We start from the raw sequence: 23,272 nt of genomic DNA, 5'->3' as shown, positions 1-23,272 counted from the left end.
TTCGGGCCCTCGAGCTGAACCGTCATGATTTCCAGCGGCTTGCCGGCCTGAACGGCTACAGCGGCGCGTACGTCCATGTCTCCATCCCCCTTTGCACATTATAATCGACTTGGGCTGCTTCGTCAGTATACCCGACCAAACGCAGCCCTCTTCCCGACGCTCGGCAGTCAATCTTGGCCGGTGACCACCGGTGATCATCTCAGAGACAAGAGCGACGTCGCCGGCCGTCACTGCGTGATCCTCTCGTCCTGTTCATCGAGCAGCGGCACACCATAGGAGAGCAGGAGTTTGTTGATGTCCGCCTGATTGTCCCGGATGAAGGTGTTAAGCGTGCGTTTCCATTGCTGGTCGGACGGCCGCACCCCCATCGTGATCCGATAGGTCATGCGCGAGCCGCCCTTCTCCCCGGTTAGGGGCACGATCGCCATCGCGACCTTCGACTTTTCTGCATAATAGCCCGCCATCGGTCCCCAGACCACGGCCGCGTCAATCACGCCTGCCACCATGTCCCGGATCATCACCTCGGCCATCGATGGCACGTTCCGCGTGTCGACCACGAGAGGATAGACCTTCGCTTTGCGCATCAGTTTTGCCGCCGCCATCTTTGCGGAGGGTGGCGTTGCGTGGACCACGCCGATCCGCTTGTCGAGAAGCCTCGGGTCGCTCAGCGTTTCGACGCCGGCAAGATCGCCATCCTTCCTGTAGATCAGCACATAGGACGAGCGGTAATAGGCGTTGGTATTCTGGACCAGTTCGTCCCCTTGCGCGTAGCCCATGATGATGTCGCAGCGATTGGCGCCGAGCGTATTGCGGACGAAACCCGGGATCGAGGGAAACCACGTGTAGGCGACCGAGCTTCGTCCCGTCGCGGCCGCGACCATCTCGGCGAGCTTGTTCTCGAAGCCTTCGCCGCTCTCGTCGGAGAAGGGCATGTTGGAGGGGTCGGCGCAGACCCGCAGCGTCTCCGGGTCGACCAGTTCGCCGGCAGCCCCGAGCCCGGCACTCTGCGAATGCGCTTGCCATGGCATCAGCACGGCCGCCACCAGGGAAATGAAAGCCCTGCAGGTCCGCTGGATGCCGTGTGCCATCTCATCCCCCCATGCAGGACGTTTCATAGGCGGTAGCCGCCTCCGGCTTGTCGGCCTTCTTGGGCGGACGCCCTCGGGGCGCAGCGCCGACGGCGCGGGCGCGCAGGTAGATGTAGATGTCATCGAGATAGCAATAGATATTCTTGTTTTCGCCGAAGGCCGGCATGACGACCTCCTTGCCGCCGACGACACTCTTGCGTCCTTCGGCGACGATCGACAGGAAGGTCCCGTAATCGAGGTTGATCATGGTCTTGGCGAGAGCCGGCGCATAGGAGGAGCCTTCGCCATCGGGCCCGTGGCAGACATGACAATCGGCGTGATAGCGGCGATATCCGTTGAAAGTGTACCAATCGACGACGCCGTTCTCGATCTTGAAGGTGGGATTGCCGTCGGCGTCGAAATGCTTGCCGTCTTCCTCCGTGGCGCTGGCCGCCTTTTCCTTGCTGTCCTCGGCGCGGAGAGTGCCACTTGCACTCAGCAGGAGGACCACGGCAAGCGCCGAACTGATGAAGCGTGGTGACATGCGTGACCTCGTCTTCCAACCGCCATCGACCATGGCTGAGGGCGTGAGATTCTGTTGGTGAAGCCGAGAGCCCGGCAGCCTCTGCTGATACGGGCTCTCGTTCAGGCAGGGTTTGCCCGGCTATCAATCCGGGAGACCGAATACGGTCAGTTGCCCGCCGAGTGTGGTGTACTCGGCCAGTGCGGCATAGCCGCCCACCGCACCCAAACCCGCCGTGGCGATGGCTTCGCTTTCTTCGGTCGGAGCTTTCTCGCCCGCTACGGCCTGTTGCCACGCCGCTGCACCTTCGGCCGCCAGAAGGCCGCCCGCAAGCCCAATGCCTGCCCAGCCACCGACACCCGACAGCACCGCAATATATTGCTTGCCACCATGCTCGTAGGTGTTGATGTTGCCGATGATGCCCGAGGGAGTCTTGAACTTGTAGAGTTCATTTCCCTGCATATCCACGGCCTTGATGTAGCCTTCAAGCGTGCCGTAGAAGATGACGTCGCCTTCCGTTGCGAGCGCACCCGACCACACCGAGAACTGTTCCGGCTTCGACCAGACGATCTCGCCCTTGGCCGCGTCCCAAGCGATGAAATTGCCCATGCCGCCGTGACTGTTGGGCGTCGGGTACATGTTCACGGTCGCGCCCACATAGGCTTGGCCGGCCGTGTAGCTCACCCGGTAGGGCTCGTAGTCCATGCAGACATGGTTGGTCGGCACATAGAACAGCTTCGTCTTCGGCGAATAGGTTGCCGGTTGCTGGTCTTTCGTTCCAAGCGCCGCCGGGCAAACGCCTGTGGTGTTGAAGTCCTCGCCGTTATGCTCGGTGGAGTACTTGTCCACCACCTGCGGACGGCCATACTGGTCGCTCTTCGGGTCCATCACGACCTCGGTCGCCCAGTTCACCGTGGGATCGTATTTCTTGGCAACCAGAAGCTCACCCGTCGCACGATCGAGCGTATAGCCGAAGCCGTTGCGGTCGAAATGCACGAGCACGTCGCGCGGTTGACCCATGATCTCCATGTCGTCGACAAGGATCATTTCGTTGACGCCGTCATAGTCCCATTCGTCATGCGGCGTCATTTGATAGGCCCACTTGGCCATACCCGTATCGGCGTCGCGCGCGAAGATCGTCATTGACCATCGGTTGTCGCCGGGTCTCTGGTTGGGATTCCAGGTCGAAGGATTGCCCGTACCATAGTAGACGAGGTTGAGTTCCGGATCATAGGCGTACCACCCCCAGGTGGTGCCGCCGCCGGTCTTCCACTGCTCGCCTTCCCAGGTGTTCATTCCGGAGTCCTTGCCGACCGGCTTGCCAAGATGGGTCGTCTTCTCCGGGTCGATCAGCGTTTCTGAATCAGGGCCGGTCGAATAGGCCCGCCAGGCACGCTTGCCGTCGCTCAGATTGTAGGCAGTGAGGTGGCCGCGGACACCATATTCGGCACCCGAGACGCCGACGATGACCTTGTCCTTGACCACCATGGGCGCGGACGTGCCGGATTCGGACAGGCTCCCGTCGATCTTCTCGCCGTTCTGGGCTTGCCAGGCGACCTTGCCGGTCTTGGCATCGAGCGCCGTCACCATGGTGTCGGCCTGGTAGAGGATGATCTTTCCGTCACCATAGGCCGGACCGCGGTTGACTGTGTCGCAGCACATGATCGCGATGACGCTCGGATCCTGCTTCGGTTCGTATTTCCAGAGGATCCTGCCGTCGTTCTTGAGATCAAGTGCATAAACAATGTTCGGGAACGGCGTATGGACGTACATGACGTCGCCGATCACCAGCGGGCCGCCTTCATGGCCGCGCAATACGCCGGTGGAGAAGGTCCACTTGACCTGCAGATCCTTAGCATTGTCCTTGTTGATCTGGTTCAGCTTGGAATAACGCTGATTGGCATAGTCGCCCGTGGGCATGGCCCAGTTCTTCGGGTCGGCCGCAAGGGCCTTCAGTTCGTCATTGGCCAACGCATTTCCGGCAAGCGCCGCTGTCAGAACTCCAGCGGCCGCCATCGGCAGATATGCGAATTTTCCGAGTATGCGCATGCGAAGTCCTCCCGATGTCGATAGTCACCCGAGGCTCGTCTTCACAATTCCGCAGGCGACCACAAAGGCCAGCCCAAGCATGTCATGCTTGTCGTGGGACATGCGCTTCCGTCAGCGTGTCACGGCTCGTTCGGATCGGCAAAGGGCACCGTTATTGCCAAACCTCTTGATAAGCGAGACTTCGCCGCTCCCAGACAAGGCTTGAAGCCGGAAACCGCTGGAGAATAGGCGATCATAAAGAATAAAGCAAGGTTCATTATACAATTGATGCTGCAGCGCAAAACAAAATATGCTGCCGCGCAGCACGAAAGTTACTAATATTTGACAAATCTAGATTGGATACTATGCGAGAATTTACTACACTAATACATCCTCACGGCAGGTTAATTTAAGAACCTGTCCTAGGTGACGAAGCTGGCGGAGGTTCATGGTGACGATTGGTAACTTGGAAGTGATCGGCTTGCTCGTTGCGCTCTCGGGCGCCGCACCGGCATCGGCCGCCGGAGGTTACCCGACGGTTGCCGTCGTCGACTATGTGTATGGCTGCATGAAGGCTAATGGCGAAACGCGTGCCGCCCTCGAACGCTGTTCATGCTCGATCGACGTCATAGCGTCGATCATGACTTACGAACGCTATGAGACGGCCGAGACCTTCAGGAGCCTCGGACTTCAGACAGGCGAAAGAGGGGTTCTGTTCCGGCAAAGCGCGCCAGCAAAATCCGCCGACGCGGAACTCAGGCGAGCGCAGGCCGAGGCGGAGGTCCGCTGCTTCTGACCCGTCGCCCGCTCGGGACAATCAGTCCGCGTCCGGAAACCTCTTGTGAAACTCCGAGACAAGCTGGTCCAGCGATGCCGCCTCACGGGCGTGACGCGGCACGCCGACGTCGAAGATACCCAGCACATGCGCCGGGCGCGGCGACAGCACCACGATGCGATCGGCAAGCAGAAGCGCCTCGCGCAAATTGTGGGTGACCATCAGGGCCGTGGTGGGTCTCGCCGCCCACACCCTCATCAGAAGCTGGCGCAACTTGTCGGCGGTTCGCTCGTCGAGCGAGGCGAACGGCTCGTCCAGAAAAAGTACCGCGGGCTCGGTGGCGAAAGCCCGGGCGAGCGCGGCGCGGCGCGCCAGGCCGAGCGAAAGTTCCGAAGGATAGAGCGCCCGCATTGCCGAAAGCCCCAGAATGTCGAACAGCCAGTCCAGGTCCTTGTCCCTGAGGCGCGGCGCGAGCGCAAGACGGACGTTCTGCTCCACCGTCCGCCAGGGGAGAAGCACCGGCTCCTGGAAGACCGCAGCGACGCGGTCGGAACCGCCTTCGGGCAGTTGATAGCTGCCGGAAAATTGCCGATCGAGGCCCAGCAGAATGCGCAGGGTCGTTGTCTTGCCGCAGCCCGACGGGCCGAGCAGGCAGGCAAATTCGCCCTGTCTCACCGCGAAGGAAAGACCGCGCAGCGCAACGATCGTAACGCCCTCCGCCGAGCGGAACGTCTTCTCGGCAATGTCGACCTTAAGCGGAGCGGCGGCGCCAGCGGGTTGCATGTCGTTCAAGTGGCTGCACCAGAAGGAGTTCGATCGACAGCATGATAGCCACGAAAGCGAGCGTGTAGGCAAGGATGGCGGCAACGTCGAATATCTGGAAGTAGAGATAGATCTGGAAGCCGACGCCGCTCGAACGGCCGAGCAGCTCGACGACGAGCACGATCTTCCAGATCAGCGCAATGCCCAAGCGCGAGGCGGCGGCGAAATAGGGCTGCAACTGCGGCACCAGTATATGGCGAACCTGGTCGAGCGGCCCGAGCCGGTAGACCGTGGCCATTTCCGCGAAACGGGGCTCGAGCGCCCGCGCGCCCTCACGCATGGTGACGACGACGTTGGGTATTTTGTTGATGGCGACGGCGCCGATTGCGGCAGCCTCGGTCAGGCCGAACCAGATATAAGCGAGTACGATGACGACCAGGGCCGGGAGATTGAGGAAGAGCACGAGCCACGGATTGAAGAAGACGTCCGCCCGCCGGTGCATGCCGAGCAGCACGCCGATGACCGATCCGACGATCATGGCGACGACATAGGCGGCCGCGACCCGCCAGAGGGTCATTGCCAGGTGATAACCAAGGTCGCCGCTGGCCGCCTCCTTGAGAAGCACCTGCCAGACTGCGAGCGGCGGCGGGAAAGCACGGCTCGGCCAGATGCCGGCCGCGAGGCTCCAGAGCAGGCACAGGGCGGCGAGCGATGCCACGGCCGTCGCCGCCGGTAAGGCGGCGCCGATCCCACGGGCCCTGCGCGCGCGCCGGCGCGCCGACAGCCCGTTTTCCGATCCGAATTCCGCCGTCATGTCTTCAATGCCGCCCAGAATGTCCCGGGAGCCATCTGCCGCGCTTCGCCGACGAGCTTCTCCCCGCCCAGTTGCGCGAGAACTTCATAGAGCTTAGCGGCATCGCTTTCCTCTTCGGCGAGAGGCCGGTTCGGAATGCCTTCCCGATAGCGATCGCGCAGCACCTCGAGCTCTCTGCCCTCGGCGCGCACGATAGGCGCCAAGCGCTGCCATTCGTCATCCGACCGAGCCAGCAGCTTCTTGGCGTCTGCGCTTGCCTTGACAAAGCCCATCGCCGCATCCGGGTTTTCGTTCGCCCATTTGTCGCGGAACACGTAACCGAGTGCCGAGACCGGCCCCGATGCCCCAAGGGCCTTCGCTGCATCGTCGGCACCGATCAGCCGGCGAAAGCCGTTTGCCTCCAGCCGAGCGCAGAAATGCCAAAAATTCAGGACCGCGTCGAGCTCACCGGAAAGCGCCTTCTCCGACAGCAGCGGCGGGGCGCCGAAAACGACGTCGCTCTCTTTGGCCAGGTCGATCTTGTGGTCGCGCTCGGCAAGTCCCTGGATCAGGAGCCAGCTCTTGTCGAGCGATCCGCCGGCAACGCCGATCTTCTTGCCGATGAGGTCGGGGATTTGGCGGATTGGCGCCTCGTTTTTGACCATGATGGCGCCAACGGCTGTTGAGTAGGGGGCAAGCGTCAGGTCTTCGCCCTCGGAACGTTGACGCGACACCCACAGCCAGTCGGAAACGATGACGTCGAGATCGCGCGCAAGCATGGCGACATTGGTCGCGTCCTCGCCGGCGAAATAGACGACCTCCACCTCGATGCCGTTGGCCGCGTCGAACTTGTTGTGCTTGATGGTATCGAGTTCCCAATTCACCGTGCCGAATTTCAGCACACCCACACGCACTTTCGGCGCCGACGGCGCTGCAAAGGCAGGCAATCCCAGAGGACTGACGGCAGCCAGAAAAGCCACTCCGCAAAGCGCACGCCGCGATATGTTCATGATGTCACCTTCCATCAATTTCCTAAAGGGACGTCAGATTTCCTGCTCCTCGGGCGGGAAAACACATTTCCATCGCACGATCTTCAGTGTCGGATGGCTTACGGACCACTTGGCGATCTCAGCCGGAGCCAGCATCATGCATTGGACCAGCGATCCGTGGCTCTGGAAATACAGGTGCTCGGTGCGGCAACGGGTAGGGTCGGCCAGCATGCAGACGGTCAGGACGAGATCGACGAGGTTCACCTAAGCACCTTTCCGCACGAACGCGCGCAGAGGCAACGCCGACTGAGACGCTTGGCGCACCAGTCCGATAACCGGCTTTCACAAGGTGCCTGATGGAAAGCCCGCATGAGAAGGATACGCGCGCGATAAACCAGCGTCAATTATCGCGGAAAGCCCCGCTTCGCCGTGAGCGACAGCTCCCGGGATTATCGATCGCTGAGCGTCTGCGCGATCGATTTGGCCAGAGCGTAGAGGCGCTGCTCGATGAGCGTCGGCACCTCGCAGACGAAGCCCAGCGATTGCGCGCGCTCCTGAAAAACGCGCGTCTGAAACACCAGCCGGTCGTTCCGCCGTGCAAGCTCCTTCGGGTCGGCAGCGGGCTTCGCTCGCAAGGCATCGACCGCCGACGCCTCCTGCCGCAGGAATGCCGCCATGTCCCTCTGCGCGTGGGCGTAGCGGGCGATGCCGGCGATGACATCCGAGCGTTCCCGGTTCATGTGCTCGAACAGGCCCTGCGCGAGCATGGTCATGCGCCGTTCCTTCTCGCCCTCCGGCAGGCTATCCGCATATTCCCGGATCTTTTGCTGTGCCTCCGGCAGCGGCACGCGGCGCGCCGCGAGCTCCGTCACCAAATGAGCGATGGCCGCATCCTTCGACCAGTCGGCGGCCGTTTGCGGCAGTGCGGCGCCGGTCCATATCTGCCCGAGCGAGAGCTCCGGAACCTTGCGCTGAATGCACGGCCAGTCCGGATCGCCGCCCTGCGCTGCCAAAACGGGCCCTGCGACCGTTGCAGCGATCGCGGCCGGCAGGATGCGCGTCAGAAGCAAGCACCGCATCAGGCATTTCCTCCCGTATCCTGCCTGCGGCTGAGCAAGCCGTTCGACGGATCATAGGCAAGGATCGCGCCGCCAAGAAACAGCACGGTGAACGCAACCACGATCGACAGCGATCCCCAGTCGCTCTGTCCGTAAAGGGCGAAGCGGATCAGTTCGACCGCATAGGTGAACGGGTTTGCGACGCAGATCTTGTGGAGAAGCGGGCTCGATTCCTGAATGCGCCACAGCGGATAAAGTGCCGGCGAGGCGAAATACATCGGGAAGATCACGAAGTTCATGATCCCTGCGAAGTTCTCCAGTTGCTTGATCATCGAGGACAGGAGCATTCCGAGCGAGCAGAGCATCATCCCGGAAAGGAACAGTGCGGGCAGGATCAGCAGATAGCCGGTCCATGGCGGCCTGACGCCCCAGAACCAGGCGATGGCAAGAAAGGCATAGACCTGCAGGATCGAAACGGAGACGCCTGCGAGCAGCTTGGACACCAGCAGGAACCAGCGTGGAAATGGGCTGACCAGCAGGGTCCGCATGTTTCCCATTTCCCGGTCGTAGACCATCGAAAGCGAAGACTGCATGCCACTGAACAACAGGATCATGCCGCATAATCCGGGGGTGATATAGACCTCGTAGAGCACGTAGGTCTTGTAGGGCGGGATGATCGAGACGCCGAGAACCTGACGGAAGCCCGCCGCGAACACGAAGAGCCACAGGAGCGGACGAACCAGCGACGAGACGAAGCGCTCCCGCTGGTTGAGAAAGCGAAGTCCTTCGCGGAAGAGGATGCCCCTGAGGCAGACGAGATACTGGCGGGCGCTGAAGCCCGGTCTGCGATCGGCCGGAATTCCGTCTGCGGCAGAGTGAAAGCTCATTGGGCGCCTCCGCCTGCCGTAGCGACCCCGGTCAGCGTCGCGAAGGCGTCTCGAATGCTGCCTGCGCCTGAGGAGCGGACGACGTCATCGACCCTGCCGTCCGCGAGCACCCTGCCTTGGTGGAGTATGACGACGTGATCGCCGTCCTCGACCTCGTCGATGAGATGGGTCGCCCAGAAGACGCCGATGCCGTCGGTCGCCACGAGCTTGCGAATGGTCGCGAGAATCTCGGCTCGCGATTGTATGTCCAGCCCGACCGTTGCCTCGTCGAGGAGCAGCAGCGGCGGCCGGTGCAAGAGCGCCCGGGCGATTTCGATGCGCCGCATCTGCCCCCCGGAAAGACTGCGCGCCTTGTCGTGCAAACGGTCGCTCATGCCGATCTGGGCCAGCAGCGCTTCGATGCGCGCGCGGGCCTCTCTCTTCCCGATGCCGTGCAGCGAGGCGTGGTAGGAGAGATTCTGATAGACGCTGAGGTCGAGATCGAGGGTGCGCGCCTGAAAGACGATGCCGAGCCGCCGCAGAGCCTCGCCCGGTTCGCGGCTGACGTCGTGGCCGAAGATGCGGATCGACCCCCGACGCGTGTCGAAGAGACGGCTGATCAGCGAGAACAGCGTCGTCTTTCCGGCCCCGTTCAGGCCGAGAAGGACGGTGAAGCGCCCTGCCGCAATCGAGAAGGAAATGTCGGACAGAACCTGCTTCCGGCCGTAGCTGTGGTCGACCGCCGAGATGTCGAGCGCGGCGGGCAGGCTCAATCCGTCGTTTGCCCTCACATGCTGCATGTTGGCATCGTCCTCCTCGATCATCCAACCTCATTTGCCCGATCATCCAACCTTATTTGATCGTGATCGTTCCTTTCATGCCTCTCTCGGCGAGATCGGGAACCGACCAGCTGTAGCTACCCGGGCGCACGGTGGTGAACTGGATCTGGATGGTGCCGTCCGCATCATATTCGAGCCAGGCCGGGGCGCCGTTCATGTGCACTTCGAGATCGTTGATGACGATCTGGTTCATCCACACATTGCGGAAGAGGTCGGTGTGGAATTTATACTCCAGACCGCCCGCAGCCGATATCTTCCAGCGGTAGCCTTGGCCGGCGATCAGAGCGAAATCCTTTTGATTGACGGTGAACGGATCATCCTTCGATCCAAGGATCAGCTCGGGGACGTCCTTGCTGGCCCGCGTCACCTGCTCGGCGGCCGCAGCCGGCTGCGTCGCGTCGTTATCATCGTCGTCGGCTGCCTGCGCGGAACCGGATGTTACCGACAAGATCACGCCGAGAAACGCGGCAGGCGCGAAATTCCGATAGCTCTGCATTTCCTCCTCCGTTGCCAAAGAGCTTTGCCGTCCTGTCAGTTCGGATGCACGACCACGCCCCAGGGCAACGCCCCGACGGTCACCGATTGAATTGCCTCGTCGGTCGCGACGTCGATGAAGGTGATGTCGTTCGATACGCCGTTGGTGCTGATGATCGTCTTCTGGTCGGGGGTGAGGGCGAGCTGCCATACCCGCTGACCGACGAGCACGTATTTTTCAACCTCGTAGGTCTTCGCATTGACCACCGCGACGCGGTTGGCGGGGCCGAGCGCCACATAGGCTTTCGTGCCGTCGGCGGTGATGCGCACGCCGACCGGCTGGATCGATTCCGAGCGCAGGCCAGGAATCTCGAAGGTGATCTTGTGCTTTACCTCACGGCTCGCATTGTCGATGATCGAGACGGTGCCGCCGATTTCGGCGCTGACCCAGACCTCGGAATTGTCGGGCTTGAATTCGGCGAAGCGCGGCCGCGAATCGACGAGAACATTGTGGGTGATCTCGTGGGTTGCCGTGTCGATGAAATGGGCCATGTTGGTCGTCTCGGAGGTGTTGACCATGGTCTTGCCGTCCGGGCTGATGCCCATTCCCTCGGGTTCGACGCCGACCGGCACCTCCGCCACCACTTTCTTGCCCTCGAGGTCGATGACGGTGACCAGATTGTCGTCCTCGTTGGCGACATAGAGCGTCTTGCCGTCGGGTGAGAGGACGAACAGCTCGGGATCCGGGCCGGAGGGTAGCGATCCGACAATCTCGTAGGTGGCCGTGTCGATGATCTCGATCGTGTCGTCGTCGCTTGCGCAGAGATAGATGAACTTGCCGTCGTGCGAAATGGTAATGCCGCGCGGCCGCTGGCCGACATTGATCGTGCGCACCACTTCCTTCGTGAACGAGTCGACCACAGTCACCGTGTTGTCCTTCTCGTTGGAGACATAGACCATGTAGGCGAAGGCCGGCGAAGCCATGCTGGCGGCGACGGCAAGTCCGGCCGAAAGATACGTCAGTCTTCGCAGCACCTGTCTCTCTCCCTGTTTAAGGCAACGTCAGAGCACATTTTGTCTCCGGCTGGTCGACGCCGAGCGTGTCGAGTTCGGAGACCTGATGCAGGAACCCTTCCTGGGGCGAGGTCGAAACCACGGAACGGCCGTCGCCCAGGAAGATCGGCTGGCGCAGCTGCCAGTTCCATTTACGGAAGGTCAGCTTCTGCCCCTTGAAGGCCGCGAGCGAGAAGTCGTCGGAGCGTATATAGGCTGCGAGCGTCTCGGGATCGGCGCTTTGCGTGCGCGTCGCGGCCTCGCCGACGATCCTCGCCGCCGTCCAGGCGGCCATGTCCTTCGACAGCATGCGCCGGCCATTCGCCTTGGCGAAACGGTTCTGGATCTGCGTGCCGCCCCATTGCTCGCTGGCCGGGTGCCAGGCAGAAGGGATCAGGCCGGCAGTGCCGGCCACCGGGCGCGGAATCCAGGTCCGGAACGGCACGTATGTTCCGAAAACCTCGCTTTCGTCGGCGACGAGCAGCACGTCGTGATCGGGGAACGCCTGCGTGAAGACGGGCATCTGCCGCTGGATCTGGACCACCCCGGTATCCGTCCGCCGCGCCGTGCCGGTATCGGTGAACTCCTTTTCGGCGATGATCTCGCCGCCAAAGCGCGTGGCGGCGCGGCGCAGCGCATCGGCGAAGAGCCGGTCGGGCTCATGGGAGCCGTGGACCAGCACCCATCGGCGCCACTGCTTCCAGACCAGATATTGCGCCAGCCCGTCGGCCAGCATGGTGCGTGTCGGGGCGGTATGGAAGACATTCGCCCGGCACTCCTCCTCGCGCAGGCGGTCGTCGGTGGCGCCGACGTTGAAGATCAGCACCCTCTTGTCGCGGGCAATATCGGCGATCGACAGAAGCTGCGCGGCGGAGAGATCGGCGAGAATATAGAGCGCGCCTTTCGACACCATCGCATTGAAGGCCGGCAGGGCGTCGGCGTCCGGCTTGATTTCGGCCAAATCGAGCGTGAACTTCTGTCCGAGGAAGGTACCGGTCGTGTTGTTGTCGCCCACCGCCACCTTGGCCCCGGCGACGCCTTCGTCGCGCGGCGGCACGTCGAGCACCGAAAGGGCGAGCTCCGGCGCATAGGCACGAAGATAGCCCAGCTTGATTTCCAATACCTGCTCGGCTCGAGCCGTCTTTGCGGCGGGTGCAGGGGAGGGCTCCTGCGCAACGGCCCCGGAGACGCCCGAAGCCGCAAGAAGAACCGCGATAAGGAGCGTCAGGGCATAGCGCACCGCTGATCCCATTCGATCGACAGCATGCACCATCTCCGACGCCTGTCGGATCTGTGCAATTGCTCGGTGCCGCAGACAGCTTAGTCGAGATTTCGCTGATTTCAACCCGGCTGCGATGCAGCAGTCCTGCCAACACCTGCATGTTTCTCCGCAATAGAACAGCTCAGACAAAGGCAGGCCGCGCGATCGGCCGCAATGTGTCCTGACGCAATGTTCGGATCTTCCCGGCGCTCCACATGGCAATTCGTCAGCGACAACCGCTGAACTTTAGCAAAGTCGGGTAACCACGACGAACCATTACTTCGGAAAACTGTTGCTGCCGGAGCAAACTCTTTTGCTGCGCTGGTTTCGTGATAGAATACCGGAAAAATAGGGGGCCATGTGTTGAAACGGGAGGAAGAAACATGGCTATCCAGGTCCCGAAGGACTTCCGGCGGGTGATCGTTGCCGCATCGGTCGGAAACATCATCGAATGGTACGATTTCTACATCTTCGGCAGCTTGGCCGCAGTTCTGTCGGTCAAGTTCTTCGAACAGTCGCACCCGGTCGCAGCGCTCCTGAGTACGATCGCGCTGTTCACGGCGGGCTTCCTGATCCGTCCGCTGGGGGCCTTCCTGTTCGGCTGGATGGGCGACCGGGTCGGTCGCAAATACACCTTCCTGATCACGCTCAGCGGAATGGGCTTGGGCACCGGCGCAATCGGCCTGATCCCCACCTATGAGGCGATCGGCCTCACCGCCGCATTTCTTCTCTTCGGCTTGCGGATGATCCAGGGCCTGTGCCTCGGCGGCGAATATGGCGGCGCCATCACCTATGTCGCCGAGCATGTGCCGGACGAGCGCCGCGGCTACTACACTGGCTGGCTTCAGACCTCTCCGACGCTCGGTATCGTGGTGTCGCTCGCCGTCATCATCGCGACCCGCACCTATTTCGGCAACGAGGTCTTCGAAGCATGGGCCTGGCGCGTTCCGTTTCTGGTGTCGTTCCTGCTGGTCGGCATCGCGATCTACATCCGGCTTCAGCTCCAGGAGACGCCGATCTTCGCGGAGATAAAGGCCAAGGGGCAGATGACCCGAAATCCCTGGAAGGAGGCCTTCCTCAGTTCCAACATCAAATTCGTCGGGATCGCCACCATCGTGCTGATCGGGCAGGGGGTGGTCTGGTACAGCGGCCAGTTCTGGGCGCTCTACTTCCTGCAGCAGGTTTCCAAGGTGGATGCATTGAACTCCGCCTATATCGTCGGCGCAGCGCTGCTCCTGGCGACGCCGAGCTTGATCTTCTTCGGATGGCTGTCCGACATCATCGGCCGCAAGCCGGTGATCCTCGGAGGCATGCTGCTCGCCGCGATCACCTACTACCCGCTGTATCTGTGGCTGGGCACCGTCACCCAGCCGGACAATATCAACTACCCGACGGCGATCTTCATCATCTTCATTCTCGTCTGCTATGTCGGGATGGTCTATGGCCCGGTTGGGGCATTCCTGGCGGAATACTTTCCCGGCCGTATCCGGTACACCTCGGTCTCGGTGCCGTATCACATCGGCAACGGCTGGGGCGGCGGATTGGTGCCCTTCGTCACCTCGGCGGCCTTCGCGGCCACCGGCAGCGTCGGCTACGCGCTGATCTATCCGATCGTCGTGCCTGCCGTCTGCTTCCTGCTTGCGCTTTACCTGATGCCCGAGACCCACAAGGTCAGCATTTGGGAGCCGGTCGAGCCCAGAGCGGGTTGAGAATTGAGGAGACGTGTCCAAAGTGCGGGGCTCAGCCCCGCACTTTGGGAACGGGAGCAACTGCCTATCGCACGAGGTAGGTCTCGATCTTGCCGATGCCCTTCAGATCGAGGGCGCGTCTCGGCTCGAGCGTCCACCGGCCATGCAGGGCGCGCCTCGTCGCCTCCGAGATCTGAACGCTGTCGGGAACGCCTTGGGATTCGAGACGGCTCGCAATGTTCACCGTTTCCCCCCAGACGTCGTAGACGAAACGAAGCCGGCCGATCAATCCGGCGACCACCGGCCCCGAGTGGACGCCGATTCGAACCCGGAAGCGGTCGGTGTCGGAGGCTGAGCCCTGCAGCGCTTCCAGCATCGATTTCCCGAGGGCGACGATCCTGTCGGCGTGATCGGCGGAAGGTTCCGGAATGCCGCAGGCGGCCATATAGGCGTCGCCGATCGTCTTGATCTTCTCGACGCGATGCTGCTCGGTCAGAAGATCGAACTTGCTGAACATCCCGTCCAGTCGCCTGACGAGGTCGGACGGCGGCAGCCTTGCGGCGATGGGCGAGAAGCCGACAATGTCGGCGAACAGAATGGACACCTCTTCGAAGCGATCGGCGATGATCTCCTCGCCGCCCTGCAGCCGGGCAACGATCTGGTCGGGCAGGATCGCGTGAACAAGGGAATCGGCGCGCCGCTTTTCCATTTCGATCTGCTCGAGATAGCGGTGCTCGCGGTCTAGCCAGCGTTTCTTTTCGAGCGTGGAGTTGATCCGCGCCCGAAGCAGGACGGGATTGAACGGCTTCGTCAGATAGTCGTCAGCGCCGGCCTCGATGCAACGGGCCACGGCCGCCACTTCGCTGAGGCCCGATATCATGATGACCGGCACGTGCCGCCATCGGTCTTCCGCCTTCAGCCGTGCGAGGACTTCGATGCCGTTCATGTCCGGCATCAGGATATCGAGCAGGATGAGGTCGAACTCCCCCTCCGTTAGTCTTGCAAGCGCCGAGCGGCCGGAATCGGCCACGACGACGCGATGGCCCTCGTGGCGAAGGCGGCGGCTGAGAAGATCGCGATTGCTGGCGACATCGTCGACCACCAGGATCCTGCCGCCCTGATCGGTCCAGGCCTCCTGCCTGCTCTGGAACAGCAGCCGTTCGAGTTCGGCCGTGTCTAGCCCGGTCTCATCCCGCGGTTGAAGCGCCCCGATGGCGGCTCCGCGCGAAAGACCGGCGATGGCGTCGACCTGCTTCAACAGCTCGGAGGCCGCGGCCAGAATTACGCCGAGGTCATCCTTCAGCGTGTGCGGCTGCGGCTCTCCGGCCTCTTCGAGGATCATTTCGGAATAGCCGATGATGGCGTTGAGCGGTGTACGAAGATCGTGCCGCAGCCGTGCCTCCGCCTCGGCGGCGTCTCCGCCCGGGCATCCCGTCTTTGCGTCGACGAGGCTCTCGATAAAACTGTTCAGTTGTCTTGCTGCGGCGCCGATGCGTTCCAGGTCGGCGAGCAGCTCGAGTGCGCCGAGATCGCGCGCCTGTTCGAGCAGCAATTCCTGAAACCCCAGGATCGCCTGTGCCGGGCCGGCCATCCGCTGCGCCACATGGGTGGCAAGGGCCTGACGCTGAAATTCGTTCCCGACGCTCATTTTCAACGCCACTCAGGGAGATGCGGTGAGCAATTGTTCGATCTTCCGGACAAGCTGCGTCAGGTCGACCGGCTTGCTGTCATAGTCGTCGCAACCGGCATCCAGCGCCATGTCCCGGTCGCTGGCCATGGCGTGGGCCGTCAGCGCGATGACAGGTATCCCGGACGTAAGCGGGTTGGCCTTGATCTGTCGGGTCGCTTCCCAGCCGTCCATAACCGGCAGGCTCATATCCATCAGGATCACATCGGGCCTTTCGGAAGCGGCGAGCTCGACGCCGGCCTTGCCGTTTTCGGCAATGAGCACGTCGAAGCCGCGGCGGGACAAACGCCGCGAAAGCATGTCGCGGTTCATTTCATTGTCTTCCACCAGAAGGATTCTCGTCATTTCCGGTCTCCTCCTGCCCGCTGCAGGTTTGCACGGCACGATTTAGCCTTTAGCCGTCGCCGACGGTCTGGCCGGCCGTTTCACGCGATGCGATCTGGCGCTCGAGAGCCTCGACCAGTTGCGACCTGCTGTTTGCCCCCTTGTTGACGACGGCGACCGCCCGCTCGCGCAGCCACCGCAACTCGTTGGCGGAGAGGTCCTTCGACGTGACCACGACCACCGGAATGTTCTGCAGCTCCGGAATTCCCTGCATCTCGCTGAGCGTCTGGAATCCGTCCATTTCCGGCATCAGCAGATCGAGCAGGACGAGGCGCGGCAGAAGCCGTTTCATCATGTCGAGGCCGCGCACGCCGTCACCTGCCTCGTGGACCTTCCAATCCCTCTTCACCAGAATGCGCCGCAGGAATTCGCGGGAACCCAGGTCGTCGTCGATGACGAGCACGTCGCGGTTTCCACCGCCGCAAGCCTCGACGGTCCGGATCAGCTTGTCGGTGTCGATCGGCTTGGTCAGATATTCGACCGCGCCGAGCGAGAGACCGAGCTCGCGATCCGCCAGAATGGTCGCCAGGATCACCGGGATGGTGCAGAGGTCGGGGTCGCTCTTCAGCGTGCGCAGCACCGACCAGCCGTCCTGGTGCGGCATGATGATGTCGAGAATGATGGCGTCGGGCCGATGCTCGCGGGCGACTGCTATCCCCTCCGCGCCGCTCGCCGCCTGCATCGAGGCGAGACCCGCTTCCGCCAGCGCCTTTGCGATCAGGTTGCGGGCGGCCGGGTCGTCGTCGATGATGAGCGCGGTGCGGCCCGGCTGAATGATCTGCGATGGCTCGGCTGCCGGCGCCACGCCGGCCTCCCGCCGGCATCGCGCCGGCACTTCCATCGTGAAGACCGAGCCCTTTCCCACTTCGCTTTCGACATCGACGGCGCCGCCGATCATGCGGCTGAAACTGCGGGTGATGCTCAAGCCGAGGCCGGTGCCGCCGTAGTTGCGGGTGGTGGACGCATCGGCCTGCGTGAAGGCGTTGAAAAGCCGGTTCTGCTGTTCCGGCGTCATGCCGATGCCGGTGTCGGAGACCTTGAAGACGAGCCAGTCGCCGTCGGCTCGCTCTTCGCGCCGGGCCGACAGCGTGACCCGGCCGCTATTGGTGAACTTCGCCGCGTTGCTGAGCAGGTTGAAGAGATTCTGGCGCAGCTTGGTCTGGTCCGAATGCATCTCCCCGAGATCGCCGTCGAACTCCTGGATGAATTCGTTGCGGTTCTTCGCCATCAGCGGCGCGACGGTGGCGGTCACGTCGCCGAGCAGCCGGGCGACGTCGAAGGTTTCGAGGAAGACCTCCATCTTGTTCGCCTCGATCTTCGACAGGTCGAGAATATCGTTGATGAGCGACAGCAGATGCCGGCCGGCCGAAGCGATTTTCTCGAGGTCCGGGACCAGCTCGTCCTCGTCATGGTCGCGCGCTTCCTCTATCAGCATCTCGCTATAACCGATGATCGCATTCAGCGGCGTGCGCAATTCGTGGCTCATCGAGGCGAGGAACCGGCTCTTGGCCTCGCTGGCCGCTTCGGCATTGCTCTTGGCACGCTCGAGCTCGACCTGCCTCTGCTTGAGTTCGGTAATGTCGGTATAGACGGCGACCGTCCCACCGTCCGGGATCTTGCGCTTGGTGATGCGCACCCATTTGTCATTGAACCGCCTCTCGTCGACGAGGCCGGCGGGATCGCGGTGGAGGCGCAGGCGTTCCTCGATCCACTCTTCCGGCGCCTTGCCTTCGAGGTCCACTTTCCCTTTTGCCAGGTTCTGCTCCAGGATTTCGCGGAAGCTCTTGCCGCGCAGTTCGTTCGGCTTGTGGCTGGGGAAGATTTCGCAATATTTGCTGTTGGCGACGAGGATACGGTCGTCCGGATCATAGAGCACGAACCCGTCGGAAATCGCCTCGAGCGCCGCGGCGACCGTCCGCCTTTGCCGCTCCGCCTGGTCCTCGAGTTTCTTCTTTTCGATGGCGTTCTGCTGGAACAGCGAAAGCGTTTTCGCCATCGCCCCGAATTCGTCGCCGCCCTCCTGGGGGACCTCGACATCGTAGCGGCCCTCGGTCAGGTCGCCGATCACCCGGTTGAGGCGCCGGAGCGGCCCGACGATCGAGCGCAGGACGAGGAGCGTCAGGAGCGAGCCGATCAGGACGACCCCGCCGACGAGGATGGCCGCGGTCGTGGCCGTCTTTTGCGTCTGCGCCACGACCTCGTTGCGGGCAGCCTCAGCATCGGCCTTCACCTGCTCGACAAGCCTGTTGAGGTTCCGATCGACATGGCCGCTATGGGTGCGTGCTTCCGCCAGCAGGGTGTTGCCCAGGATGCGGTTGTCCTGGGTATAGCTTTCCGTTGCCTGTAGCGCCGTCGCGACATAGGCGTCGATTTCCGTGCGGATTTCCCTGACGGCGGCCGGAGAGTGCTTGGCAAGGCGCTCCAACTGGACCTGCAGGCGCTCGCGGGCCTGCTCGGCATTGCGCTGCGAATTCATCAGCAGGCTGACGGAGAGATCGGTCAGCCAGTACCGGAGGTCGCCGAAGGCGACATGCGCCGCCGCCGCCGATGCGGCCCGGTCGAAGAGTTCCTGGGTTTCGGCCATGCGCGCGGCGCTGCGATGGAGCGCCTGCGTCAGGAAAACCGACGATAGTACAAGGCTGATCATGCCGGCCGCGGTCAGCGTCGCGACGCGTGCCGAGATCGGCAGATTGGCGATCCGGCTGGCAAGCCTCGGCGCCGGGACAGGCTTTAGTGGCTGCAACTGCTCGCGAAGCGCGCTCATTGGAACAGGACGATGCTGATCGCACCGCCGAGGTCGCCGGCCTTGCCGCCCTCCTTCGGATAGCCGGTGACGTCGATTTCCCCCTTCGGGACACCGTGGCAGACAAGGCAGGAATCGGTGTAGTATTCCGGCAGCAGCATGCGAAAGGCAGGGCGACCGTTGACGGTCGTCACTTCCGTATAGCTCGCCTCCTTCGGTCGCTGCGGATCCGGGAAAACCTCCTCGATGACCTTCGCCTCCCAGGCATCGGGAAGCGACTTGCGATTGCGCACCAGCACCTCCGGCGCCGTGACGCGGACCAGCGCTTCGTTTCCCACCTTGACGGCGAATTTTTCGTTCATCAGGCGCGCGAAGACGGCTGGAACGAAGCCCTTGAAGGCAATGCCCGGACGGTTGATGTCGTCCTGATGCTCGTCGATCACCTCGCGCATGGCGTCGACCTGAGCCTGGAGCAGCTTGCGGTCGCGCTCGGCCAGTTTGTCGGAGATCAACGGACTGCCGGTGCGCTTGCCGTAAAGCGCGATCGCTTCGGCCGTGAACCGTTCGCCGTCGAGATGCTTGTCGGCGACGGCCGGATCGTTGATGAGCGACTGATAGTTCGAAAGGACGCTCCGGGCCGCCCTGAGCAATTCGGCGAGCCGCGTCCCGGTCGCGACATCGGCAGCCTCCTCGGCCGGTGCCGGAGGCGAGAGAAGCATGCAACCGGAGAAGACAGCGACTGCGCAGTTCCGCGTGAAGCCTTTGAGAGCCCCCATAATGCTTTCCTCCGCAAGGAAGCACAAGGCGGAAAGGATAGCACAGGAAGCACCCTGGAAGGAGTCATCTCTGGAACACCACCGTGTACGCTTGCAGGGCCGGGACGCTCCATTTTTGGTGCGTTGCGCGGGAAACGCTGGAAAAAGGGTTGTGGCGCTATCTGTCCTACGTAGGGTACGCGGGCTCAATTCCGGGCGGGGGACTTACTTCATGAAGCATATCGTTCTGGTTGCTGCCGGCATGGCGGCGCTCGCTTTCACGTCGGCGGCTCACGCCGAGGACCTGGTCTTCACGTTGAAGAACGACACAAGCGCGACGCTTGTTCGCTTCCATACGTCTCCGGTCGGCGTCGAGGAATGGGAAGACGACGTGTTCGGCAGCCAGGTTCTGGAGCCGGGCGAATCGATCGAACTGACGATTGCCGATGGCCGCGATGTCTGCGAGTACGACATGCGTTTTGAGTTCGACGAGAATTCGGACCTCGAGACGACGGTAGACAAGCAGGATCTCTGCAAGCTGGCGTCCTATACAATTCACGAGTGATAGCGCCACATAGGAATTGCCCTGACCGTTCCCGGTCAGGGCGATTTCTTTCTCGAGGCTGGGAAGAAAGCAGTGGCACGGCAATGTCGACCGCAGGCCCTTCCGCCGTTATCCTTGGAGGTCCGCAGGTTGTGCCATAGCGGAAGTGAACATACATGGTTGCATTCCTTTTGCAACCAAAAATTAGGGGTTTGTCGCGAGTCGCGCGGTGCTGCGATGCCTGCCCAAGCGCGGCCGGAGGGCCGCCAGGGGAGACTTTTTGCTTGTAGCTCTAGGCGCTAGAGGTTGTAGCCTGTTCCTAAAGCCTAAAGGAGCAGAGCATGACCGGTCTGGTTCGGGAAAGCAGGTATCGCGTCGAAGGCATGGACTGCGCGTCCTGCGCAGCGAAGATCGACACCGCCGTCAGGCGCGTCGTCGGCGTCGGGGATGTGAGCGTCTCGGTGACTGCGGCCACGATGACGGTCCGGCATGCGGACCGCGGCGATGTCGGCCCGGCAATCCTGCGCAAGGTGGCGGGGCTCGGTTACGGGCTGTCGCCGCTGACTGGCGAAGCTTCGCCGGAATTGTCGTCCGCGGGCGAGCATGCCTGCTGCGGCCATGCCCATGCCGCTGGCAGTGCCGACCACGCGCACGGCGATGCTTTCCGCTCCGCACCGTCCGCCGACCTGCCGAATGCCGGCGCCGCAGTCCCTCTGCGCCGAGCGCAGCCGTGGTGGCGCACTAGGAAGGGCAGGCTGACGGTTGCCTGCGGGGTGGCACTTGCCGGTGCCTACGGCGTCGGCAAGCTGTGGCCCGCGACCGAGCCCTGGATATTCACCTTGGCCATGCTTGTCGGGCTGCTGCCGATCGCCAGAAGGGCGGTGATGGCCGCTTCGGCCGGCACGCCGTTCTCGATCGAGATGCTGATGACCATCGCGGCGGCCGGCGCCGTGATCATCGGCGCCGGCGAAGAGGCGGCGATGGTGGTGTTTCTCTTCCTGATCGGCGAACTCCTGGAGGGGATCGCCGCGGGTAAGGCGCGGGCGAGCATCGAAGCGCTGACCGCGCTTGTGCCGAAAACGGCGCTCGTCGATGCGGAGGGCGGCGGCTTGATCGAGGTATCGGCGGAGAGCCTGCCGGTCGGCGCCACTATTCTCGTTCGCCCCGGCGACCGGCTCGCCGCCGACGGGGTGGTTCTCAGCGGCGAGAGCGGCATCGACGAAGCGCCGGTGACCGGCGAGAGCGCGCCCGTTCTGAAGGGCCCCGGCGACAGCGTCTTTGCCGGAACGGTCAACGGCGACGGAGCCTTGCGGCTGCGCGTCACCGCCGCGGCCGCCGACAACACGATTGCCCGCGTCATCCGGCTCGTCGAGGAGGCGCAGGAGATGAAGGCGCCGACGGAACGTTTCATCGACCGGTTCTCCCGTACCTACACGCCGGCCGTTGCCCTCGTCGCGGCGCTCGTTGCGACCGTGCCGCCTCTCTTCCTTGGCGGGCTCTGGCAGGAGTGGATCTACAAGGGCCTGGCGCTTCTGTTGATCGGCTGCCCCTGCGCGCTGGTCATTTCCACCCCGGCGGCGATCGCCGCCAGCCTGTCGGCCGGCGCACGCCGCGGCCTGCTGATCAAGGGTGGCGCCGTGCTCGAGACCGTCGGCAAGGTCACCGCCGTCGCCTTCGACAAGACCGGCACGCTCACCCAAGGTAAGCCGATGGTGACGGATATTATTGGATTCAACCGATCCGAGACGGAGGTTCTCAGCCATGCGGCCGCCCTCGAACGGGGCTCCAGCCACCCGCTGGCGCAGGCGATCCTCTCCCGCGCCGAGGCCGATCGGGTGGCGGTGCCGGCCGTTTCGGATGTCAAGGCGCTCGGCGGCAAAGGCGTCAGCGGCAGGGCGGCGGGCGCCGACCTCTTCCTCGGTTCGCCGCAGGAGGCCGACCGCCGCGTAGCTTTGACGGCCGAGCAGAAGGCGCGCGTGGCAACCCTGCACGATCAAGGAAAGACCGTTTCGCTGCTCATCGCCGATGGCCGTGTGGCCGGCGCGCTTGCCATGCGCGACGAGCCGCGGCCCGATGCTGCGGCGGGTGTCAAGGCGCTCGCCGGACAGGGCCTTCGCGTGATCATGCTCACCGGCGACAACCGGTGCACGGCGGAGGCTGTCGCCGGCCGGCTCGGCATCGAGGCGCGCGCCGAACTCCTGCCGCAAGACAAGCAACGCATCGTCGGTGAATTGAAGGCGGAGGGTCACGTGGTCGCCAAGGTCGGCGACGGCATCAACGACGCGCCGGCGCTGGCGGCGGCCGATGTCGGCATCGCGGTCGGCGGCGGCACCGACGTCGCCCTCGAGACGGCCGACGCCGCCAGCCTCCACGGGCGCGTCGCCGATATCGCCGCGATGGTGGGGCTGTCGCGCGCCACCATGCGCAACATCCACCAGAACATCGCGATGGCGCTGGGCCTCAAGGGCGTCTTTCTCGTGACGACCATTGTCGGCGTCACCGGCCTCTGGCCGGCGATCCTGGCCGACACCGGCGCCACCGTCTTGGTGACCGTCAACGCGCTGAGACTGCTGCGGACGCCTGTGGAAGCATAGGTGACGCGACCCCTTCGTAACCCCTCCCCACAAGGGTGAGGGGCTTCTAGCGCGCCTCGATTAACCCGCCAAGTCGATCCGTTGCAGCACACGCAAAGGCTGACCAGGTACGGGAACTGCGCAGCACCCTAAGTCCCTCCCCCTCGTGGGGAGGGGTTTTGCGCCTTGGAGCGCAGGCTTCGAAGGTGCGCGTCGCGGCGTCGTGCTGCCCTGGCGCATCGGTCCGCAAATCGGACGCGCTTTTCGGAAGGTACGATGCGTATTTTCGAAGAGTTTCAGCGTCCTGTGTGCGGCCCGAAGGATGCGACCGCGCTGTAGGTGTTGCCCACTCCTCCTGTGTATATTCGCGCTGGACTCTCACCGGCGATCCGATGAGAGTATAAGGAGAT

Annotated in this window: 21 protein-coding genes; 4 read left to right on the top strand and 17 right to left on the bottom strand. The window is 63.0% G+C overall.

From position 1 onward, the window contains the following. Positions 1 to 227: 227 nt before the first annotated feature. The 3 genes from CO664_RS28570 to CO664_RS28560 form a co-directional block, all read right to left on the bottom strand. The gene (locus CO664_RS28570; protein WP_037422778.1) at positions 228 to 1,088 is read right to left on the bottom strand and encodes a substrate-binding domain-containing protein; all 861 of its coding nucleotides are present in this window, start codon (positions 1,086 to 1,088) and stop codon (positions 228 to 230) included. A gap of 1 nt (position 1,089) precedes the next feature. Then, positions 1,090 to 1,611 carry a c-type cytochrome, methanol metabolism-related gene (locus CO664_RS28565; protein WP_097540641.1) on the bottom strand — a complete coding sequence of 174 codons (522 nt, stop codon included), beginning with the start codon at positions 1,609 to 1,611 and terminating at the stop codon, positions 1,090 to 1,092. Positions 1,612 to 1,734: 123 nt separating this feature from the next. Next, positions 1,735 to 3,606: a methanol/ethanol family PQQ-dependent dehydrogenase gene (locus CO664_RS28560; RefSeq protein ID WP_097527794.1), complete on the bottom strand. Its 1,872-nt coding sequence runs from the start codon at positions 3,604 to 3,606 to the stop codon at positions 1,735 to 1,737. Positions 3,607 to 4,090: 484 nt separating this feature from the next. Between CO664_RS28560 and CO664_RS28555 the strand changes: the two genes are divergently transcribed. Continuing rightward, entirely contained in the window at positions 4,091 to 4,414 is a 324-nt protein-coding gene (locus CO664_RS28555; RefSeq protein WP_234820066.1) for a hypothetical protein, read from the top strand. A gap of 21 nt (positions 4,415 to 4,435) precedes the next feature. On the opposite strand, the gene CO664_RS28550 is transcribed toward CO664_RS28555, so the two are convergent. From CO664_RS28550 to CO664_RS28505, 10 genes are all read right to left on the bottom strand, one after another. Beyond that, positions 4,436 to 5,176 (bottom strand): ATP-binding cassette domain-containing protein, encoded by a 741-nt coding sequence (locus CO664_RS28550; RefSeq protein WP_097527763.1) that lies wholly within the window; start codon positions 5,174 to 5,176, stop codon positions 4,436 to 4,438. Next, a complete protein-coding gene (locus CO664_RS28545; protein ID WP_234820060.1) occupies positions 5,145 to 5,969 on the bottom strand; it encodes an ABC transporter permease in 825 nt (274 codons plus the stop codon). Before CO664_RS28545 ends, CO664_RS28550 begins: the two co-directional genes overlap by 32 nt. Next, complete coding sequence (locus tag CO664_RS28540; protein ID WP_097527796.1) at positions 5,966 to 6,958, bottom strand: ABC transporter substrate-binding protein; 993 nt, start codon at positions 6,956 to 6,958, stop codon at positions 5,966 to 5,968. Before CO664_RS28540 ends, CO664_RS28545 begins: the two co-directional genes overlap by 4 nt. Before the next feature lie 33 nt (positions 6,959 to 6,991). Then, entirely contained in the window at positions 6,992 to 7,201 is a 210-nt protein-coding gene (locus CO664_RS28535; RefSeq protein ID WP_097527764.1) for a hypothetical protein, read from the bottom strand. A 185-nt stretch (positions 7,202 to 7,386) separates the two neighbouring features. Then, positions 7,387 to 8,016: a hypothetical protein gene (locus CO664_RS28530; protein ID WP_097540639.1), complete on the bottom strand. Its 630-nt coding sequence runs from the start codon at positions 8,014 to 8,016 to the stop codon at positions 7,387 to 7,389. Then, on the bottom strand, positions 8,016 to 8,882 hold the full coding sequence (locus CO664_RS28525; RefSeq protein ID WP_097540638.1) for an ABC transporter permease: 867 nt from the start codon (positions 8,880 to 8,882) through the stop codon (positions 8,016 to 8,018). Before CO664_RS28525 ends, CO664_RS28530 begins: the two co-directional genes overlap by 1 nt. Further along, complete coding sequence (locus CO664_RS28520) at positions 8,879 to 9,661, bottom strand: ABC transporter ATP-binding protein (protein WP_097540646.1); 783 nt, start codon at positions 9,659 to 9,661, stop codon at positions 8,879 to 8,881. Before CO664_RS28520 ends, CO664_RS28525 begins: the two co-directional genes overlap by 4 nt. Before the next feature lie 52 nt (positions 9,662 to 9,713). Continuing rightward, positions 9,714 to 10,196, bottom strand: coding sequence for a hypothetical protein (locus tag CO664_RS28515; protein ID WP_097540637.1), 483 nt, complete (start codon positions 10,194 to 10,196; stop codon positions 9,714 to 9,716). A 35-nt stretch (positions 10,197 to 10,231) separates the two neighbouring features. Further along, positions 10,232 to 11,206, bottom strand: a complete 975-nt coding sequence (locus CO664_RS28510) for a YVTN family beta-propeller repeat protein (protein WP_097540645.1) — start codon at positions 11,204 to 11,206, stop codon at positions 10,232 to 10,234. A 19-nt stretch (positions 11,207 to 11,225) separates the two neighbouring features. Further along, positions 11,226 to 12,500 (bottom strand): ABC transporter substrate-binding protein, encoded by a 1,275-nt coding sequence (locus CO664_RS28505; RefSeq protein WP_234820059.1) that lies wholly within the window; start codon positions 12,498 to 12,500, stop codon positions 11,226 to 11,228. Between the two features lie 371 nt (positions 12,501 to 12,871). Here CO664_RS28505 and CO664_RS28500 point away from each other — a divergent pair, with 371 nt between their 5' ends. After that, positions 12,872 to 14,197, top strand: coding sequence for an MFS transporter (locus tag CO664_RS28500; protein WP_097540635.1), 1,326 nt, complete (start codon positions 12,872 to 12,874; stop codon positions 14,195 to 14,197). 64 nt (positions 14,198 to 14,261) lie between these two features. Here the strand turns inward: CO664_RS28500 and CO664_RS28495 are convergent, their stop codons facing one another. Genes CO664_RS28495 through CO664_RS28480 form a run of 4 tightly spaced genes read right to left on the bottom strand, consistent with a single transcriptional unit; the run spans position 14,262 to position 19,766 of the window. After that, the gene (locus CO664_RS28495; RefSeq protein WP_097540634.1) at positions 14,262 to 15,824 is read right to left on the bottom strand and encodes an adenylate/guanylate cyclase domain-containing protein; all 1,563 of its coding nucleotides are present in this window, start codon (positions 15,822 to 15,824) and stop codon (positions 14,262 to 14,264) included. A gap of 12 nt (positions 15,825 to 15,836) precedes the next feature. Next, positions 15,837 to 16,208: a response regulator gene (locus CO664_RS28490; protein ID WP_037422759.1), complete on the bottom strand. Its 372-nt coding sequence runs from the start codon at positions 16,206 to 16,208 to the stop codon at positions 15,837 to 15,839. Between the two features lie 49 nt (positions 16,209 to 16,257). Next, positions 16,258 to 19,011, bottom strand: a complete 2,754-nt coding sequence (locus tag CO664_RS28485; RefSeq protein ID WP_097540633.1) for a response regulator — start codon at positions 19,009 to 19,011, stop codon at positions 16,258 to 16,260. Next, positions 19,008 to 19,766 carry a DUF3365 domain-containing protein gene (locus CO664_RS28480; RefSeq protein ID WP_097540632.1) on the bottom strand — a complete coding sequence of 253 codons (759 nt, stop codon included), beginning with the start codon at positions 19,764 to 19,766 and terminating at the stop codon, positions 19,008 to 19,010. The genes CO664_RS28485 and CO664_RS28480 overlap by 4 nt, the downstream gene beginning before the upstream one ends. A 211-nt stretch (positions 19,767 to 19,977) precedes the next feature. On the opposite strand from CO664_RS28480, the gene CO664_RS28475 reads away from it, so the two are divergent. Together CO664_RS28475 and CO664_RS28470 are read left to right on the top strand one after the other, a co-directional pair. Further along, complete coding sequence (locus CO664_RS28475; protein ID WP_037422751.1) at positions 19,978 to 20,310, top strand: hypothetical protein; 333 nt, start codon at positions 19,978 to 19,980, stop codon at positions 20,308 to 20,310. A 320-nt stretch (positions 20,311 to 20,630) separates the two neighbouring features. Next, positions 20,631 to 22,883, top strand: a complete 2,253-nt coding sequence (locus CO664_RS28470; protein WP_097540631.1) for a heavy metal translocating P-type ATPase — start codon at positions 20,631 to 20,633, stop codon at positions 22,881 to 22,883. Positions 22,884 to 23,272: the final 389 nt, after the last annotated feature.

It is taken from the genome of Sinorhizobium sp. NG07B (assembly GCF_002532005.1).
GTDB classification, from domain to species: domain Bacteria; phylum Pseudomonadota; class Alphaproteobacteria; order Rhizobiales; family Rhizobiaceae; genus Sinorhizobium; species Sinorhizobium fredii_C.
This window is presented reverse-complemented; position numbering and strand designations above follow the sequence as displayed.

Bases quoted from the DNA above. Each gene is read 5' to 3' on its own strand.
- CO664_RS28570 (WP_037422778.1), bottom strand. From the start codon at position 1,088: ATGGCACACGGCATCCAGCGGACCTGCAGGGCTTTCATTTCCCTGGTG.
- CO664_RS28565 (WP_097540641.1), bottom strand. From the start codon at position 1,611: ATGTCACCACGCTTCATCAGTTCGGCGCTTGCCGTGGTCCTCCTGCTG.
- CO664_RS28560 (WP_097527794.1), bottom strand. From the start codon at position 3,606: ATGGCGGCCGCTGGAGTTCTGACAGCGGCGCTTGCCGGAAATGCGTTG.
- CO664_RS28550 (WP_097527763.1), bottom strand. From the start codon at position 5,176: ATGCAACCCGCTGGCGCCGCCGCTCCGCTTAAGGTCGACATTGCCGAG.
- CO664_RS28545 (WP_234820060.1), bottom strand. From the start codon at position 5,969: ATGACGGCGGAATTCGGATCGGAAAACGGGCTGTCGGCGCGCCGGCGC.
- CO664_RS28540 (WP_097527796.1), bottom strand. From the start codon at position 6,958: ATGAACATATCGCGGCGTGCGCTTTGCGGAGTGGCTTTTCTGGCTGCC.
- CO664_RS28530 (WP_097540639.1), bottom strand. From the start codon at position 8,016: ATGCGGTGCTTGCTTCTGACGCGCATCCTGCCGGCCGCGATCGCTGCA.
- CO664_RS28525 (WP_097540638.1), bottom strand. From the start codon at position 8,882: ATGAGCTTTCACTCTGCCGCAGACGGAATTCCGGCCGATCGCAGACCG.
- CO664_RS28520 (WP_097540646.1), bottom strand. From the start codon at position 9,661: ATGCAGCATGTGAGGGCAAACGACGGATTGAGCCTGCCCGCCGCGCTC.
- CO664_RS28515 (WP_097540637.1), bottom strand. From the start codon at position 10,196: ATGCAGAGCTATCGGAATTTCGCGCCTGCCGCGTTTCTCGGCGTGATC.
- CO664_RS28505 (WP_234820059.1), bottom strand. From the start codon at position 12,500: ATGGTGCATGCTGTCGATCGAATGGGATCAGCGGTGCGCTATGCCCTG.
- CO664_RS28500 (WP_097540635.1), top strand. From the start codon at position 12,872: ATGGCTATCCAGGTCCCGAAGGACTTCCGGCGGGTGATCGTTGCCGCA.
- CO664_RS28495 (WP_097540634.1), bottom strand. From the start codon at position 15,824: ATGAGCGTCGGGAACGAATTTCAGCGTCAGGCCCTTGCCACCCATGTG.
- CO664_RS28490 (WP_037422759.1), bottom strand. From the start codon at position 16,208: ATGACGAGAATCCTTCTGGTGGAAGACAATGAAATGAACCGCGACATG.
- CO664_RS28485 (WP_097540633.1), bottom strand. From the start codon at position 19,011: ATGAGCGCGCTTCGCGAGCAGTTGCAGCCACTAAAGCCTGTCCCGGCG.
- CO664_RS28480 (WP_097540632.1), bottom strand. From the start codon at position 19,766: ATGGGGGCTCTCAAAGGCTTCACGCGGAACTGCGCAGTCGCTGTCTTC.
- CO664_RS28475 (WP_037422751.1), top strand. From the start codon at position 19,978: ATGAAGCATATCGTTCTGGTTGCTGCCGGCATGGCGGCGCTCGCTTTC.
- CO664_RS28470 (WP_097540631.1), top strand. From the start codon at position 20,631: ATGACCGGTCTGGTTCGGGAAAGCAGGTATCGCGTCGAAGGCATGGAC.